Below are 15,944 nucleotides of genomic sequence, written 5' to 3'. Positions count from 1 at the left end.
TTGATCAGTTTTTCTGAAGAGAAATGAAGAAGCTCGACCTCGATGTGCTCGCGATGGTGGTGGCCGTCGCCGAAACCGGATCGTTCGCGCAGGGCGCGCAGGCCGTGCACCGGTCGCCGTCGGCGGTGAGCATGCAGATCAAGGCGCTGGAAGACGCGCTCGGCAAGCCGCTGTTCATTCGCGACACGCGCAACGTGACGGCGACCGGCGACGGCATCGTGCTTGCCGATTACGGCCGCCGGATGCTCGCGATGCGCGACGAGGCGTGGGCGTCGGTGGTACGCCCGGAGATCCGCGGCCGCGTGACGATCGGCGTGCCCGACGATTACATTTCGTCGCTGCTGCCGCAGGTGCTCGGCAAGTTCGCCGCGATGCATCCGCGCGTGGAAGTGCGCGTGATCGGCCAGCCGAGCAGCGCGCTCGTGCCGATGCTGAAGGACAACACGGTCGACCTCGCGTGCCTCACGCGGATCAAGGGCGTGACCGGCGAGCTGATCCGGATGGAGCCGCTCGTCTGGGTCGGCTCGCCGAAGCGCAACGTGTGGGAAGAGCGGCCGCTGCCGGTGGCGTTTTTCACGCACGGCGGCAGCATGGCGCGCGATCAGGCGGTCAAGGCGCTGAACCGGCAGAAGATCCCGTACCGGATGTCGTACGAAAGCCCGAGCCACCTCGGGCTGCTGAGCATGGTGGAGGCCGGGCTCGCGGTCGCGCCGCTGGCGCGCTGCTGCATTCCGGATCACCTCGTGCAGCTTTCGGAAAGCCACGGGCTGCCGCCGCTGGGCGAGCTCGAAGTCGTGCTCGCGCGCAGCGCGCAGTCCGCGCGTCCGCCGTGCGATTACCTGGCCGAGCAGATTCTCGGCGAATGGCGCACCTGACCGGCACGCCGCCAGTGGCGCATCAGCACGACGTCAGCAGCCATTCGCGGAACGCGACCAGCGACGGCAGCGTCTCGTTGCCGGGCGGGTAGACGAGGTAGTAGCTGCGCTGGCTCGTGATCGCGTCGCCGATCGACACGAGCTCGCCGCGGCCCAGTTCGTCCTCCACCAGCACCTTCGGCACCAGCCCGATCCCCATCCCGGCCCGCACGGCCTGGATCAGGTGCGACGTCAGCTCGAAGCTCGGGCCGATGCGCATCTGCCGGTGATCGAGCCGGCAGTGCGAGAACCATTCGGCCCACGCCTGCTGATTGCTCGTCACACCCAGCAGCGTCTGCTTCGCGGCCCACGCCGGCGTGCGCGCGTCGGCCTTGCGGCCGCGGCCCGCCTCCGGCGGCGCGATCGCGATCAGGAACTCGTTGTACAGCCGGTGCGCGTGCAGGCCCGGCCAATCGCCCGCGCCGACGGTGATCGCCGCGTCGAGATCGTCGTTGAGGAAATCGATCGCGCCGATCCGCGAATGCAGGTGCACGGTCACGCCCGGATGCGCGGCGTAGAAATCGTGCAGGTGCGGCAGCAGCCATTTCGAGCCGAAGGTCGGCAGCGTCGCGAGCCGCAGCGTGCCGGCGCCCGCCTGGTGCGACATCGCCTGCAGCGTCGCGCCGCGGATGCGCCCGAGCGCGCCGCTCAGCTCGGCGAAGTAGCGGCGGCCGACTTCGGTCAGCTTGACCGAGCGGCCCTCGCGCCGGAACAGCGGTACGCCGAGCTGATCCTCGAGCGTCTGGACCTGCCGGCTGATCGCGCTCTGGCTCAGCGACAGTTCCTCGGCCGCGCGGGTATAGCTTTCATGCCGCGCGGCGGCCTCGAACACGAGCAGCAGCGACATCGACGGGGTGAGGCGACGGTAATTCATGAGTTTTATGCAACTTTTGCCGGACGAGAATTCGTTTGTTTCTCAAGGAATATCCAAAGATACTGGAATTCCCGGTCGCGCGGAAACTTGCCAAATAATCATGTTTCGGCGCACATGAACCGGCCGGCTCCACCCACACTGCGTTTTTGCCCCATGTCGATCGCCCCGTTGCCCCGTCCCGTCAGCCCGCCCGCGAACGTTTACCGGGATTTCCTCGCCGCGCTGCAGGCCGCCGGCTTCGCCGGGGAGATTCGCGCGGATCACGCGAACCGGACGGTGCAGGCCACCGACAACTCGATCTACCAGCGCCTGCCGCAGGCGGTGATCTGTCCCGCGCATGCCGACGACGTCCGGCTGCTGGCCCGGCTGCTGGCCGAGCCCGCGCACCGCGACGTCGCGGTGGCCGCGCGCGGCGGCGGCACCGGCACCAACGGGCAGTCGCTGACCGACGGCATCGTCGTCGACCTGTCGCGGAACATGAACCGGATCCTCGAAATCGACGTCGCGCAGCGCTGGGTGCGCGTGGAGGCGGGTGTCGTCAAGGATCAGCTCAATGCGGCGCTGAAGCCGCACGGGCTGTTCTTCGCGCCGGAGCTGTCGACGTCGAACCGCGCGACCGTCGGCGGGATGATCAATACCGACGCGAGCGGGCAGGGCAGTTGCACGTACGGCAAGACGCGCGACCACGTGCTCGAACTCGATTTCGTGCTGATGGGCGGCGAACGGCTGCACAGCGCCGCGCTCGATGACGACGCGCTGGAACGCCGCTGTGCGCAACAGGACCGCATCGGCAAGGTGTATCGCACCGCGCGCCGCATCAGCGACGACAAGGCGGCGCTGATCGACGCGAAGTTTCCGAAGCTCAACCGCTGCCTGACCGGCTATGACCTCGCGCACCTGCGCGAACCCGACCGCCGTTTCAACCTGAACAGCGTACTGTGCGGCGCGGAAGGTTCGCTCGGCTTCGTCGTCGAGGCGAAGCTCAACGTGCTGCCGATCCCCAGGTATTCGGTGCTGGTCAACGTGCGTTACGCGGGCTTCATGGACGCGCTGCGCGACGCGCGCGCGTTGCTCGAGCACCAGCCGCTGTCGGTCGAGACGGTCGACTCGAAAGTGCTGATGCTCGCGATGAAGGACTTCGTGTGGAGCAGCGTCGCCGAGTATTTTCCGCAGGACGACGCGCGCCCGACGCTCGGCATCAACCTGATCGAATTCAGCGGCGACGACGAACACGACGTCGATGCGCGCGTGCGTGCATTCGTCGAGCATCTGCGCACCGATACGAGCGTGGAGCGGCTCGGCCATACGCTCGCGGCCGGCGACGATGCGGTGAAGCGCGTGTATGCGATGCGCAAGCGCGCGGTCGGCCTGCTCGGCAACGTGCCGGGCGAGGCGCGTCCGCAGCCGTTCGTCGAGGACACCGCCGTACCGCCCGAGAATCTCGCCGCGTACATCGCCGAATTCCGTGCGCTGCTCGACGGGCATGGGCTGCAGTACGGGATGTTCGGCCACGTCGACGCGGGCGTGCTGCACGTGCGCCCGGCGCTCGACATGAAGGACCCGAGGCAGGCCGCGCTGGTGCGGCCCGTGTCGGACGCGGTGGCCGAGCTGACGCAGCGGCATGGTGGCCTGTTATGGGGCGAGCACGGCAAGGGCGTGCGCTCCGAATACGCGCCGGCGTTTTTCGGCGAGCTGTATCCGTCGCTGCAGCAGCTGAAGGCCGCGTTCGATCCGCACAACCAGTTCAACCCGGGCAAGATCGCGACGCCGCCGGACCACACGATGCGGCTGCTGAAGATCGACGAAGTGCCGACACGCGGCGAACACGACCGGCAGATCGACGAGCGCGTGTGGCAGAGCTACGGCACCGCGATGCACTGCAACGGCAACGGCGCGTGCTACAACTTCGATCCGGACGACGCGATGTGCCCGTCGTGGAAGGCGACGCGCGAACGCGTGCAGTCGCCGAAGGGGCGTGCGTCGCTGATGCGCGAATGGTTGCGCCTGCAGGGGCAGGCGGGCATCGACGTCGTCGCGGCGGCGCGCGCGCGGCAGCCGTTCCTGCGCGGCCTCGCGACCCGCTGGCGCAACAGCCGCGCGGCGCGCAACGGCGACGCCGATTTCTCGCACGAGGTGTACGACGCGATGGCCGGTTGCCTTGCGTGCAAGTCGTGCGCCGGGCAGTGCCCGGTCAAGGTCAACGTGCCCGAGTTCCGCTCGCGCTTTCTCGAGCTGTATCACCAGCGCTACCTGCGGCCGCTGCGCGACTACCTGATCGGGTCGCTCGAATTCACGATGCCGTGGATGGCGCGCGTGCCCGCGCTGTACAACGGGCTGATGGGCACCGGCTGGGTGCGCACGCTGCTCGAGCGGCAGGTCGGCATGGTCGACAGTCCGCTGCTCAGCCGCTTCGATCTCGCGGCCGCGATCCGGCAATGGAGCGTGAAGCCGGCCGATCCGCGTGCGCTCGCCGCGTTGAGCGATGCGCAGCGCGCGCGCAGCGTCGTCATCGTGCAGGACACGTTCACGCGCTATTTCGATACCGAGCAGTTGGCGACGCTGATCGAGCTGGCGGCGCGCACGGGCTTCCAGGTGTGGCTCGCGCCGCTCGCACCGAACGGCAAGGCGCTGCACGTTCAGGGTTTTCTGCGGGCGTTCGAGAGAGCCGCGATCCGCAACGCGACGCAACTGGCCGCGCTTGCGCGCTCAGGCGTCGCGCTGGTCGGCCTCGATCCGGCGATGACGCTCACGTACCGGCAGGAATACCTGAAGGTGACGGGGCTTGCCGACGTACCGAAGGTTGCGTTGCCGCAGGAGTGGCTGCTGCAGGCGCTGCCGGAAGCCGGCACGAGCACGGGCACGGGCGGGCCGGCCGGTGCGTACCGGCTGCTGCCGCACTGTACCGAAAAGACCAATGCGCCGGACAGCGGCAAGCAGTGGGCGCAGGTATTCGCGCGCCGCGGGCTGCGTTTGCAGGTTCAGGCGGCCGGGTGCTGCGGGATGTCGGGCACTTACGGGCACGAGGCGCGCAATCTCGCGACGTCGAAGACGATCTATGCGCAGTCGTGGGCGGCGCACGTCGACGGGCCTGAGGCGGAAGGCGAGGCGCTGGCGACCGGGTATTCATGTCGCAGCCAGGTCAAGCGGATGTCGTCGAAGCAGCTGCGCCATCCGTTGCAGGCGCTGCTCGATCACGTCCGTACGGCGGGGTGACGATCGGGCGGTGCGTGCCGCGTGGCCCGTGACGGCGATTTCGATCGCGCGTCGCGCGGCCATCGCCGTGCCGCCGTCGACGCATGCCGGGGCTCAGGCGTCGGCTTTCGCCGCTTTCCGCGTGCGCGGTTTTTCCGCCGCGGGAAACACGCCGACGCCGCGCGGCCGTTTCGGCTCGATCCGCATTTGCCGGATCACGCGCCGGAAGTCGATCTCGTGCGCGGCCAGCGTGCCGATCAGTTTCGCGATGACCGCGAGGTGGGACGGGACGGTGCCCTTGCTCGAATAGTTCGTGATCGAGCTTTCGTTCATCCGGATCAGGCGGGCGAACTCGCGCGCCGTCAACTGCGCTTTCTTCAGCTCCTGTTGGAATTCCGCATACGCCATTGCGCACATGATGCTTCGTCTCCGTGAATCAGAAATCGGCCCGCGCGGCGCCGGCGCGGACGGGTGGCGTTCCCGTCGTGCCGGCGCCGCGGCGGGTTACATCTTCACCTGGTCGAGGAACGTCTTCTTGCCGCTCTTGTAGCCGTAGATCGAGATGATCCCGTGCGTCAGGTCGCCCTTCGCGTCGAACGTCGTCGTGCCGATCACGCCGTCGTACTTCGTCGCCGGCATCGCCGCGAGGATCTTCGCCGGGTCGGTCGAGTTCGCGCGCTTCATCGCGTCGACCGCGATGTAGACCGCGTCGTACGCGAACGGCGCATCGAACTTGATGCCCTGGTTGAAGCGCTTCTCGTACTTCGCGACGAACGCCGCGCCGCCCGGCATCTTCTCGAGCGCCGCGCCGGCCTGCGAGCACAGCACGTTGTCGGCCGCCGGGCCGGCCAGCTCGGCCAGCGAATCGGTACACACGCCGTCGCCGGACAGGATCTTCGCGCGCAGGCCGAGCTGCTTCGCCTGCTTCGCGAGCGGGCCGCCGGTGGCGTCCATGCCGCCGTACATGATCGCGTCGGGGTTCTCGCCCTTGACCTTCGTCAGAATCGCGCGGAAGTCGACGGCCTTGTCGTTGGTCGCGTCGTGCGACAGCACCTTCAGGCCGAGCGCCTTCGCCTTCTTCTCGAACTCGTTCGCGAGGCCCTGGCCGTACGCCGTCGAATCGTCGATCACCGCGACGCTCTTCACGCCCTTCGACTGCGCGTAGCTCGCGAGCGCCGGGCCTTGCTGCGCGTCGGTCGCGACGACGCGGTAGGTCGTCTTGAAGCCTTGCTGCGTGTAGGTCGGGTTCGTGGCCGACGGCGAGATCTGCACGATGCCCGCGTCGCTGTAGATCTTCGACGCCGGGATCGACGTGCCCGAGTTCAGGTGGCCGATGACGGCGACGACCTTGTCGTCGACGAGCTTCTGCGCAACCTGCGTGGCCTGGCGCGGGTCGGCCGCGTCATCCTGCGCGTCGAGTTGCAGCGTGATCTTCTTGCCGCCGATCGTCAGGCCCTTGGCGTTGATTTCCTCGACCGCGAGGCGCGCGCCGTTCTCGTTGTCCTTGCCGAGGTGCGAGATGCCGCCCGTCGTCGGTTCGACGCTGCCGATCTTCACGACCTGGTCGGCCATCGCGCTCGACGCGGCCGCGAACGCGGCGGCAGCCAGTGCAACGGTGATCAGGGGTTTGCAGCGCATGCCGACAGTGCTTCGTTCCATCTGCCATCTCCGAATTGAATGTCTTTCTATTGACGTCGCGACCGGCCGGCTGGGGCGCCGGGGCGATCGGACGAGTCTCCATACCCATCACGGGCGTCACTTGCATGGCGTCCGGCCTTACGACCTGCCGCCCGGGCGAGCGGGCGGACCGGCGCCCGACACCGTGCAATTCATATGAATATATATGAACCCGATTTTGCGCGCTGCGGCGAATCGCGTAGCAGGCCGGTGCGACGCGGGCCGGCGCCCGGATATCGACGGTTCCGGAGGCCGGAAATCGTGCGCTGCGGCGGGCCAGAAGGCTGCGATTCGCTGTCGCCGGCCTTACGGCCGCATCCATTATTCGGCCGGTCGCCGGGGCGAGGCCATGGACACTGACGCACGGTCAATCGGGAACTGTTCGGTCGATTTGTCTGCACAGTTTGGACACCTGCGATCGCTGCTCCGGGTTCGTCGTCGTGCTTCATCAACGACGGCGCTCGTCTTAATGCAACTAACGGTCAAGCTCGGCAGCATCGCCGGATGGGTACCGGTTGCACGGCCCCGATCATCCATTCGGTTTTGCAGATACCGGGGTGCTGTTCGTCCCGGCCGCGTCCCGATCGTCGCGCCGGCACGGCGATTCCCGCGGCCGTCGCGAGCTTACGAACGCCCGCGCAGGGCGACGAAGATCACGCCGGCAATGGCCAGCAGGCCGCCGCAAGCCGTTGCGATGCCGGGCCGCTCGCCTGTCAGCACCATCGACAGTAGCGTCGCGACCGCCGGCGTCAGGTAGAGGAAATTGGCCGCGCGCGCCGCGCCGAAATAGCCGAGTGCGAAGGTCCAGGTCGCGTAGCCCAGCGCGGCGGGAAAGACGCCGAGCACCACGACGGCGAGCGCCGTGTCGCGCGACCCGCTGCCGAGCGACACGAGTGCGCCGGGCAGCCAGGGCGCGAGCAGCACGGCGCCGGCCAGCAGGGTGTACGCTGTGCAGGGTAGTGCGCCGTACACGGGAATCAGTCGCCGCTGCAACACGAAATAGCTGGCGGAGCACCACGCGGCGCCGAGGATCAGCGTGCTTCCCGAGCCGAGCACGAGGCCGCCCGGTTGTCCGTGCGCGATTACCGCGATGCCCGCGAGGCTGACCAGCGAACCGAGCCATCCCCAGCGATTGAAGCGCTCGCGCAGAAACACGGCGGCCAGCAGTGCGGTGAAGATCGGCAGCGTATTCACGATGAAACTCGCCGCGCCGGCCGACACGGTCTGCTCGCCGGTATTGAGCAGCGCGTTGTACAGCGCGATGCCGAGAAAACCGCACGCGACGAAGCGCAACGCGTCGCCCTTCGCCGGCAGCGGCGGCCTTCGCCATGCGAGCCACGCGATCACGAGCAGCGCCGCGGTTGCAAAGCGCGCCGCCGCGAGCTGCAGCGGTGCGAGGCCGTGCAGGCCGATCCGGATGAACGGGAAGGCGGACGCCCACGAGACGATCGTGAACGCGATCGCGCCTGCGGCGACGAGCGGTTGTCGCGCGTTGCGCGACGCCGGTGACGAAAGGGTATTCATGCGGGCATGGTGCGGTGTGGCGAGATGCTAAGCTAGCGCACAGATCAACACCCGGATATGAATATGGCTCACAGCTCGGGTTCGCGGCGGGCCGGCGGTCCGGCGCGTGCGCGCCAGCTGGCGGACGCGCTGTCGGCCGCCGCGCCGGCGCCCGGCCCGCGGCCGCCGCTCGCGAGCCTGGAGACTGTCTGCGCGGTGGCGCGCGAGGGTTCGTTTCTCGCGGCCGCAGAAGTTTCCGGCGTCACGCATGGCGCGATCAGCCGGCGGGTGGCCGCGGTGGAAAACTGGCTGGGGATGGCGCTGTTCGAACGGCATGCGCGCGGCGTGCGCCTGACGCCGGACGGGCAGCGTTTCGTCGGCCGGATCGAGCAGGCGTTCGCGATCATCGACAGCGCGGCCGATCAGTGGCGCTCGCCGCGTACGCCGCGGCTGGTCCGGATGAGCGTGGTGCCCGCGTTCGCGCAGCTCTGGCTGTTCGAGCGGCAGCATGTGCTCGAGCGCGAAGCGCCTGCGCTGCGCATCGAGCTCGGCATCGAATTGCGCAACGTGGATATCGCCGGCGGCGAAGCCGATCTGTCGATCCGGTACGGGCGCGGCAACTGGCGTCAGCTCGAAACCCGTGCGTTCATGCCGGAGCGGCTGTATCCGGTTGCGCATCCGCGGCTGGCCGAGCCACTGGCAAAGGCGCGCCGCCGGGCGGGCGATGCCGCGCTGCTCGACCTGCCGTTGCTGCACGATTCCGACGTGACGGGCTGGCGCACCTGGTTCGACGGGCTCGGCATTCCGTTCAAGCCGCGTGCGCAGGATCGCCGGTTCGAGGATTACAACCTCGTCCTCGCGGCGGCCGAAGCAGGGCTGGGCGTGGCGCTCGCGCGGACGCCGCTCGCCGATGCGTACCTGAAGCGCAGCGCGCTCGTGCGCGTCAGCCGTCATGAGGTCGATTCGCTGCTCAGGTATCACTTCGTGCATGCGAAGGGCGAGAATCGGCCGGAGGTGCTCGCGCTGATGGAGCGGATGGTGAAGGCGTTGGGGTAGGCGCGCAGCCCGCCGTGGATGCGACCGACCGTGCCGCGCCCATGCTGTTTGCTCGACCGGCGGCGCCAGATCGCTACAATGCAGCCGCGGAATATGGCGAGATCGCCGCAATGAGGCAAAATCGCGCCTTTGGCCGGCGGCGAGCCAATCACCAACAATGGCAGTACGGGTTCAAATTTGCAGAAAAGGGAACCGATGAATAGACCAGACAAGTCGTCGAAAGCGCGTGCCGCGCTGGATCAACTGTTTTCGGGCATGGCGCCTGCGGACGCGACGCGCTCATCGCCGCGTGCCGGCAATCCGTTCGAAGCGGCGGACGACGAGGTGTCCAGTGCATCCGGCGGCCGCGGCCGTGTCGAAGTCACGCTGTCGACCCGCATCCAGCTGCGCGGCTATCCGAGCGCCGATGCGTTCATGAAGCGCATGGCCGAAGCGTGGGGGCTGGAATGGGGGACGTACGACAGCATCCGGGCCGTGGCGACGCTGCCGGCCGGCTGGCGCTCGCGCCGGCTTCCGGAAGTCACGCAGATCGTCGACGAACACGACGTGCTGCGCGCCGAGAGCAGCCTGCAGGGCGGCGAGATGTCGTATCTGAAGGTGCACCCGCGCTACTTCATCGATGCACGCAAGCGCTTCGGCTGGAGCAAGTCGTCGAAGGCATCCGACGATCCGGATCTCGACGGTCCCGACTGGAACTGCTTCGTGATCGATCGCGAAAAGTCCATCGAAGTGCACGAACTCACGACGTCGTCGCTGAAAGCCGACATGGACAATGCCCGTGCGACGCTGCTGAAATGGCTCGACGAGCGCTATCCGAAACACCGCGATCCGTTTGCGTACTGGACGGACTGCGAAGGGGCGTCGTAAGTCGGTCGGTGCGGCGGGCCGATGCGTCGGCCGGTTGCCTTGAGGACGACACTTGAAGCCAGCAAGTCCGGTCCCGATTCTCTGGGCCGCGTTCGGCGCGGCGGTCGGATCGACCGTCATCGAGCTGCTGCTCTGGCCGCTCGTCGGCGACGACGCGCTCCGGAACCTGCTGCGCGACGCGCGCCTCACGGCGGCCATCGTGATGGGGCGCCGCGTGCTCGCTTCGGCCGGCGGCTTCGATCCGCTGGTCATGGGCGTGGCGACGCTTGTGCATGCCGCGCTTTCGCTGGTCTATGCGGCCGCGCTGGCGCGGCTGGTTCACGGATTGTCGCTCCGCGCCGCGCTGCTCGCCGGCGGCGCGTTCGGCCTCGTCCTCTACGGCGTCAACCTGTACGCCTTCACGGCACGCTTCCCGTGGTTCATCCCGGTTCGCGGCGCGATCACGCTGGTGGCCCATCTGGTATTCGGGATCACGGCAGCGGCTGTCTACTGCGTCGCCCGGCGCCCGCTCGAACGCTGACCCCGGCAACGCGTGCCGGGCGCTCCGGCTGCGGTCATTCGTATCCAGACCCCTGGAATAACCCGCCGCGCCGCACCGTTTAGCCGTCAGGAGACCCTGTACGAAGCGGCGGCGCGTCGCGACCGCCGTGCGATGAATCGTGCGCAAGCAATCCGGTGTGCCCGGTGTCGTCAGCGACGCCGGGGATCGAATGGTCGGGGGCAACACGCGGGAGCCGATCATGAGCAACCTGTTTCGAGCCGCGGCAGGCATCGTCTGTCTCGGTCTTTCCACGTCCGTCGTCGCGCAAATGGCGGACGATCCGTCGGGCGACGGCACGAACTGCCGTGCTGTCGTCGCGCAGGCGGACATCGACGGCACGGCGCAGCAGATCGTCGGGCGCGCGTGCCTGCAAAGCGACGGCACCTGGCAGATCGTGCAAAGTGCCGACGGTAGCGTGGTGTGGTATCCGGTGGCAGCCTATCCGTATGACGACCCGTGGTACTGGGGGCCGCCGCTGTTCATCGGCGCGGGCGTGAGCTTCATCTTCGTCGATCGATTCCATCGCTTCCATCACTTCGATCACGTCGACCATTTCAACCCGATCGATCATCGCCGCTTCGGCGTCCCGGTGGGTGCGGGCTTTCGCCATGGCACGTTCCCGGTCGGTGCGAGTCACGAATTCGGCGGCATGCACCGGTTCGGCGGCATGGGCGGGGCCGGTGGCATGCGGCGACACTAGGTCGAGGCGTCCAGCCTGAACGTACGCGCTCGCACGCATGTATCGGGAATGCCACGTCCGCGGGAACGACGAGCGGCCTGGCGCGCGAAGCGGGAGGCGGCGTCGCGACGGCGGCTCCCCGACACGCGTCGACCCTCTCGAGCACACGGCCGCGCCGTTCGGGCGTGTGTGGTGCGAAAGCCGTTCCGCTGCCGGGGCGGCAACCGGTCAGTCGAGCTTGCCGCGCAGGTCGTCGAACGGAATCATCACGTGCGTGCGATACGCGGGCCGCGCCTTCAGCCGTTCGTACCACGCCTCCACGTTCGGCACGTCGGGCCGTGCGATATCGAGTTCGAAATACCGGTAGAGATGCGTGCCGGCCGCGATGTCGGCGAGCGTGATCGCGTCGCCTGCGAGAAACGGGTGTCCGGCGAGCGCCGCATCGAGCAGCCGGAAATACTGCGCGCATTGCGCGATGCTCTGCTCGACGCGCGCGGTGTCGCGCTGCCCGGGCGGCGTCCGGTAGTAGCCGCGGAACACGCCGTTGAGGAACGCCGGTTGCAGTGTCGTCTGCGCCCAGTCCATCCAGCGGTCGGCGCGCGACTGCTCGGCGGGGTCGTCGTGCCAGAAGCCGGGCCGCCCGTAGCGCGCGGCGAGGTAGCGCAGGATGCTGTGCGACTCCCATACGACGGTACCGTTGTCGTCGACCACGGGCACGCGACCGTGCGGGTTCATCGCGAGAAAGTCGGGCGTATCGAGCACGCCGAACCGGCCGCCGGCCGGCACGTGCCGATGCGCGAGCGCGAGTTCGTCGACGAGCCACATCACCTTCTGGACATTGAACGCGTTGCGTCGTCCCCATACCGTCAGCATGCCGGTCTCCTTGCGTTGTACGGAACCTGAAGCCGGACAGTGTAAACGCCGCGGGCGCGCACCGCGGTGCGCGCCTGCCCGGCAGTCGTCGTGCGACGACGCGATCAGAACTTGTGGCGAATGCCGACGATCGCGAGTTCCTGCGTATCGGTGCCGGAGTTCACGCCGTACGAGCCGACCGACGCGGCCGCTTTCACGGTCGCACCACTCGCATTGAGCGTGTTGCCGCTCGCCTTCTGGTAGCCGAACAGCGCATACAGGTCGGTACGCTTCGACAGCGCGTAGTCCGCGCCGAGGTTGACCTGGTTGTAGTGCGCGGAAGCCGGGCCCGTCAGCGACGTGTAGTTGTAGCCGACGCCCGCGCGCAGCGCCGGCGAGAACTGCCAGTTGAAGAACGCCGAGCCGTTGTTGAACTTCGCGTTCTGGCTGAACGCCGACAGCGTGTCCGCGCCGTACTGCGTATTCGAATACGCGAGGCCGAAGGTTGCCGGCCCGGCCACGTACTGGCCGGCCACGCGCACGATCTGGATCGACTTCGCGCTCGAAAAGCCCTGGTTGATCACGGTGTTGAACAGCGTGTCCGAGCTGCTCGACCACGTGCGCACGCCATTCGCGACCGTCGTGCCGCCGTTCGCATAGAAGAAGCCGGCGCCGAGCGACAGCGGGCCGTTCGCGTAGCTCGCGCCGAAGCTGTACGTACGGCCGTTGCCGGTCGAGCCTGCGACGCCGCCGAAGCCGTACAGGGCCGCGAACTGGAAGCCCGAGATCAGCGGGCTCGTGTACTTCACCGAGTTGCTGACGCGCAGGCTGTTGTCGTAGTTGTCGAGGTCGCCCGGCGTCGCGAACACGCCGCCGAAATAGTTGTCCTGCGTGAGGCCCTGCACGAGATCGACGACCGGATCGTACTGGCGGCCGAGCGTGACGGTGCCGTACGTGCTGCTCGCGAGGCCGACGACGGCCTTGCGGCCGAATTCGCGCTGACCCTGGCCGAGCGCGCCGGTGCCGATGTTGAAGCCGTTCTCGAGCTGGAACAGCGCGGACAGGCCGCTGCCGAGATCCTCGATGCCGCGCAGCCCCCAGCGGCTGCCCGACAGGTTGCCGCTGCTGAACTTGACGAGGCTCGATGCGTTGCCGCCGCTCGCATTCTGCGCGTTGTGCACGTAGGCGATGCCCGCGTCGGCGATGCCGTACAGCGTGACGCTGCTTTGCGCGTGCGCGCCGGCGGCGTAGAGCGCTGCCGGCAGCGCGAGCAGTGCGAATGACCGGATCTGTTTCATTGTTGGATTCCCCCGTTGGTCGATTGGTCTGACGAGTCGGTGAACGATACGGACGGCGCATCGTCAAGGGAACCAATAAATTGTCGGATCGTTATGAGGCGGCGCGGCGATGGATGCGCGCGCAACGGCAGGGGCGCGGCACGCGGGGCCTATGCGTCGTGCCGCCGCGACGCGTTCCGCAGCACGAGCGTCATCAGTTGCCGGCGCGATTCGACGCCGAGCTTCGCGAATGCGCGCTTCGCGTACGTGTCGATGGTCGACGTCTTGAGCCCTATCGACTGCGCGATCGCGGCCGACGTCATGCCCTGGATGAACGACGCGCACACGTGCATCTCGCGTGCGGTCAGCCGTTCCTGCCATTCCGGCAGCCATTGCGCGACGAGGTCGAGATCGAGTTCGTCGCGCGGCGTGTCGTCGGCACACGCGCCGAGCAGGCGCTTGTGCGCGGACGCCATCGGCAGCACGACCTGCGACAGCTGTTTCAGCAGGCTCAGCTCCTTCAGCGAGAACGGCGGCAGCCGCCGCGAGCGCGCGATCGAGATCGAGTAGCGCGTGCCCCCCGTCACGCCGGTGATCACGCATTCGTCGTGAATGTCGCCGGCGTCGAAGAACAGGTGCCGGAGCTCGCTCGCGACGCGCTGCGCGGACACCTGCACCAGCTGCACGTCGCTTTCGGATTCGATCGCCGCATAGGTCGCGTCGTCGCTCGCATAGCTGCGGTAGTAGTGACGCATCACCTGCGAGATCAGCTCGGGCTCGCGGCCGAAGCTGCCGATCCAGCCGACGTTGCGCCTGCCCGGCTCCGCGGCGCGTTCGTAGTCGAGATGCACGGCGTCGAAGTCGACGTAGCGCACGAGCGTGTCGTAGACGGCGCGCATGAACTGTGGCGTCCCGACAGCTTGTGCGATGTCGCCCAGCGTTTCGGTCACGAACGCGACGTGGCTCAGCGGGAGATCGGGGGCGGGCAGCGCAGCGCTCATGGCGTCGGGTGTCGAAGGATTTTTCAGGTGGCGCTACAGGTATCACGAATATTTTCGACTGCCTACGCGGGAATCTACCCAAACGGCCCGAAACGACGGCGCCGTTTGTCCCGGTTTTCGGGACTGACGCTGCGGGCCGCGATCTCTACATTGCCCCTTGTGCTGAACACCGCCCGACGGCGTTGACGCGAGTCCGGATCCGGACCCGGGCGCAACGGCCGATCCCCATCACAAGGAGAATCCCCATGCGTATCCGTATCCGTCGTCAACCGGCCCTGCGTGCCACGCTCGTCGCGTCCGCGGTGCTGGCCTTCGCGGCGAGCCTGTCCGCCCGCGCAGGCGATACCAACCTGAACGTGTACAACTGGTCGGAGTACGTCGCGAAGGACACGGTGCCCAATTTCGAGAAGCAGTCGGGCATCAAGGTGCGCTACGACAGCTACGACAGCGACGATACGCTGCAGACCAAGCTGCTCGCGGGCAGCTCGGGCTACGACATCGTCGTGCCGACGTCCAACTATCTCGCACAGCAGATCCAGGCCGGCGTGTACCAGAAGCTCGACAAATCGAAGCTGCCGAACCTCGCGAATCTCGATCCGGTGCTGATGAAGATGATCGCGAAGGCCGACCCGGGCAACCAGTACGGCGTGCCGTGGGCGTGGGGCACGACGGGGATCGGCTACAACGTCGAGGCCGTGCGCAAGCGGCTCGGCGACAGCGCGCCGACCGACAGCTGGGCGCTGCTGTTCGACCCGGTGAACGCGGCGAAGCTGAAAGGCTGCGGGATCTCGCTGCTCGACGCGCCGGACGCCGCGTTCGCGGCGGCGCTGCAATACATGGGCAAGGATCCGGAGAGCAAGAACCCGGCCGACTACCAGGCCGCCTACGAGGTGCTGAAGAAGATCCGTCCGTACGTGACGCAGTTCAGCTCGGCCGGCTATGCGGACGATCTCGCGAACAACGACGTGTGCGTCGTGCTCGGCTGGTCGGGCGACGTCAGCATCGCGCGGCGGCGCACGCTGGACGCGAAGCGCTCGTACGAGATCCGCTACACGAATCCGAAGGAAGGCGGCCTGCTGTGGTTCGACGTGATGGCGATTCCGAAGGACGCGCCGCATCCGGAAGCCGCGTTGAAGTGGATCAACTACATCGAGGACCCGAAGATCAACGCGGCGATCACGAACGAGATCTTCTATCCGAGCGCGAACAAGGCTGCGCGCGCGTTCGTGACGCCGGCGATCGTGCAGGACCCGAGCGTCTACCTGTCCGACGCGACGATCGCGAAGACGTCGCTCGCGATGCCGAGAAGCGCCGACATCGCACGGATGCAGAACCGTCTGTGGCTGCAGTTGAAGTCCGGCGGTTGAGGGCGACGGCGATGATCCATACGCTCCCTGCCGCACCGGCCACGGCCGATGCACGCCACGACGCGGGCGCCTTCGTGCGCATCGAAAACGTCGTGAAGAAATTCGGCGACAGCACGGCCGTCGACAACGTGAACCTGACGATCG

General features: G+C 67.6%; 15 protein-coding genes and 1 pseudogene. 9 read left to right on the top strand and 7 right to left on the bottom strand.

The window, feature by feature from the left end:
* The first annotated feature begins 23 nt into the window (after positions 1-23).
* Complete coding sequence (locus tag BLA15945_RS35785) at positions 24-875, top strand: LysR substrate-binding domain-containing protein (protein WP_059241124.1); 852 nt, start codon at positions 24-26, stop codon at positions 873-875.
* A 22-nt stretch (positions 876-897) separates the two neighbouring features.
* On the opposite strand, the gene BLA15945_RS35780 is transcribed toward BLA15945_RS35785, so the two are convergent.
* Positions 898-1,788, bottom strand: coding sequence for a LysR substrate-binding domain-containing protein (locus tag BLA15945_RS35780; RefSeq protein ID WP_059241125.1), 891 nt, complete (start codon positions 1,786-1,788; stop codon positions 898-900).
* Positions 1,789-1,941: 153 nt separating this feature from the next.
* Here BLA15945_RS35780 and ydiJ point away from each other — a divergent pair, with 153 nt between their 5' ends.
* A complete protein-coding gene (gene ydiJ, locus BLA15945_RS35775; protein ID WP_174994568.1) occupies positions 1,942-5,001 on the top strand; it encodes a D-2-hydroxyglutarate dehydrogenase YdiJ in 3,060 nt (1,019 codons plus the stop codon).
* A gap of 93 nt (positions 5,002-5,094) precedes the next feature.
* On the opposite strand, the gene BLA15945_RS35770 is transcribed toward ydiJ, so the two are convergent.
* From BLA15945_RS35770 to BLA15945_RS35760, 3 genes are all read right to left on the bottom strand, one after another.
* Positions 5,095-5,397, bottom strand: a complete 303-nt coding sequence (locus BLA15945_RS35770; RefSeq protein WP_124456688.1) for an XRE family transcriptional regulator — start codon at positions 5,395-5,397, stop codon at positions 5,095-5,097.
* Positions 5,398-5,484: 87 nt separating this feature from the next.
* Positions 5,485-6,639, bottom strand: a complete 1,155-nt coding sequence (locus BLA15945_RS35765) for a branched-chain amino acid ABC transporter substrate-binding protein (protein ID WP_059241128.1) — start codon at positions 6,637-6,639, stop codon at positions 5,485-5,487.
* A 642-nt stretch (positions 6,640-7,281) separates the two neighbouring features.
* Positions 7,282-8,181, bottom strand: a complete 900-nt coding sequence (locus BLA15945_RS35760) for a DMT family transporter (RefSeq protein ID WP_059241129.1) — start codon at positions 8,179-8,181, stop codon at positions 7,282-7,284.
* Positions 8,182-8,238: 57 nt separating this feature from the next.
* Between BLA15945_RS35760 and BLA15945_RS35755 the strand changes: the two genes are divergently transcribed.
* The 5 genes from BLA15945_RS35755 (at position 8,239) to BLA15945_RS35735 (ending at position 11,324) form a co-directional block, all read left to right on the top strand.
* On the top strand, positions 8,239-9,216 hold the full coding sequence (locus tag BLA15945_RS35755; protein ID WP_174994567.1) for a LysR substrate-binding domain-containing protein: 978 nt from the start codon (positions 8,239-8,241) through the stop codon (positions 9,214-9,216).
* Positions 9,217-9,230: 14 nt separating this feature from the next.
* On the top strand, positions 9,231-9,419 hold the full coding sequence (locus BLA15945_RS35750) for a hypothetical protein (RefSeq protein ID WP_155627318.1): 189 nt from the start codon (positions 9,231-9,233) through the stop codon (positions 9,417-9,419).
* Positions 9,412-10,083, top strand: a complete 672-nt coding sequence (locus tag BLA15945_RS35745) for a hypothetical protein (protein WP_059241131.1) — start codon at positions 9,412-9,414, stop codon at positions 10,081-10,083. Before BLA15945_RS35750 ends, BLA15945_RS35745 begins: the two co-directional genes overlap by 8 nt.
* Before the next feature lie 52 nt (positions 10,084-10,135).
* Positions 10,136-10,603 (top strand): sodium:proline symporter, encoded by a 468-nt coding sequence (locus tag BLA15945_RS35740; protein WP_174994566.1) that lies wholly within the window; start codon positions 10,136-10,138, stop codon positions 10,601-10,603.
* 220 nt (positions 10,604-10,823) lie between these two features.
* Positions 10,824-11,324, top strand: a complete 501-nt coding sequence (locus tag BLA15945_RS35735; RefSeq protein ID WP_059242386.1) for a hypothetical protein — start codon at positions 10,824-10,826, stop codon at positions 11,322-11,324.
* A gap of 207 nt (positions 11,325-11,531) precedes the next feature.
* Here the strand turns inward: BLA15945_RS35735 and BLA15945_RS35730 are convergent, their stop codons facing one another.
* The 3 genes from BLA15945_RS35730 to BLA15945_RS35720 all read right to left on the bottom strand — a co-directional run bounded on the left by BLA15945_RS35730 (position 11,532) and on the right by BLA15945_RS35720 (position 14,433).
* A complete protein-coding gene (locus tag BLA15945_RS35730) occupies positions 11,532-12,176 on the bottom strand; it encodes a glutathione S-transferase family protein (protein ID WP_059241133.1) in 645 nt (214 codons plus the stop codon).
* Positions 12,177-12,280: 104 nt separating this feature from the next.
* Positions 12,281-13,453 carry a porin gene (locus BLA15945_RS35725; protein ID WP_059241134.1) on the bottom strand — a complete coding sequence of 391 codons (1,173 nt, stop codon included), beginning with the start codon at positions 13,451-13,453 and terminating at the stop codon, positions 12,281-12,283.
* A 149-nt stretch (positions 13,454-13,602) separates the two neighbouring features.
* A complete protein-coding gene (locus BLA15945_RS35720) occupies positions 13,603-14,433 on the bottom strand; it encodes a helix-turn-helix transcriptional regulator (protein WP_174994565.1) in 831 nt (276 codons plus the stop codon).
* A gap of 245 nt (positions 14,434-14,678) precedes the next feature.
* Between BLA15945_RS35720 and BLA15945_RS35715 the strand changes: the two genes are divergently transcribed.
* Together BLA15945_RS35715 and BLA15945_RS35710 are read left to right on the top strand one after the other, a co-directional pair.
* On the top strand, positions 14,679-15,800 hold the full coding sequence (locus tag BLA15945_RS35715; protein WP_174994564.1) for a polyamine ABC transporter substrate-binding protein: 1,122 nt from the start codon (positions 14,679-14,681) through the stop codon (positions 15,798-15,800).
* A gap of 11 nt (positions 15,801-15,811) precedes the next feature.
* Positions 15,812-15,944 (top strand): annotated as a pseudogene (locus BLA15945_RS35710) (polyamine ABC transporter ATP-binding protein); the annotation flags it as partial.

Source organism: Burkholderia arboris, assembly GCF_902499125.1.
Taxonomy (GTDB): Bacteria; Pseudomonadota; Gammaproteobacteria; order Burkholderiales; family Burkholderiaceae; genus Burkholderia; species Burkholderia arboris.
This window is presented reverse-complemented; position numbering and strand designations above follow the sequence as displayed.

Excerpts from the sequence above, each read along its gene's own strand:
- BLA15945_RS35785 (WP_059241124.1), top strand. The coding sequence starts at position 24 with ATGAAGAAGCTCGACCTCGATGTGCTCGCGATGGTGGTGGCCGTCGCC.
- BLA15945_RS35780 (WP_059241125.1), bottom strand. The coding sequence starts at position 1,788 with ATGAATTACCGTCGCCTCACCCCGTCGATGTCGCTGCTGCTCGTGTTC.
- ydiJ (WP_174994568.1), top strand. The coding sequence starts at position 1,942 with ATGTCGATCGCCCCGTTGCCCCGTCCCGTCAGCCCGCCCGCGAACGTT.
- BLA15945_RS35770 (WP_124456688.1), bottom strand. The coding sequence starts at position 5,397 with ATGTGCGCAATGGCGTATGCGGAATTCCAACAGGAGCTGAAGAAAGCG.
- BLA15945_RS35765 (WP_059241128.1), bottom strand. The coding sequence starts at position 6,639 with ATGGAACGAAGCACTGTCGGCATGCGCTGCAAACCCCTGATCACCGTT.
- BLA15945_RS35760 (WP_059241129.1), bottom strand. The coding sequence starts at position 8,181 with ATGAATACCCTTTCGTCACCGGCGTCGCGCAACGCGCGACAACCGCTC.
- BLA15945_RS35755 (WP_174994567.1), top strand. The coding sequence starts at position 8,239 with ATGAATATGGCTCACAGCTCGGGTTCGCGGCGGGCCGGCGGTCCGGCG.
- BLA15945_RS35745 (WP_059241131.1), top strand. The coding sequence starts at position 9,412 with ATGAATAGACCAGACAAGTCGTCGAAAGCGCGTGCCGCGCTGGATCAA.
- BLA15945_RS35735 (WP_059242386.1), top strand. The coding sequence starts at position 10,824 with ATGAGCAACCTGTTTCGAGCCGCGGCAGGCATCGTCTGTCTCGGTCTT.
- BLA15945_RS35730 (WP_059241133.1), bottom strand. The coding sequence starts at position 12,176 with ATGCTGACGGTATGGGGACGACGCAACGCGTTCAATGTCCAGAAGGTG.
- BLA15945_RS35725 (WP_059241134.1), bottom strand. The coding sequence starts at position 13,453 with ATGAAACAGATCCGGTCATTCGCACTGCTCGCGCTGCCGGCAGCGCTC.
- BLA15945_RS35720 (WP_174994565.1), bottom strand. The coding sequence starts at position 14,433 with ATGAGCGCTGCGCTGCCCGCCCCCGATCTCCCGCTGAGCCACGTCGCG.
- BLA15945_RS35715 (WP_174994564.1), top strand. The coding sequence starts at position 14,679 with ATGCGTATCCGTATCCGTCGTCAACCGGCCCTGCGTGCCACGCTCGTC.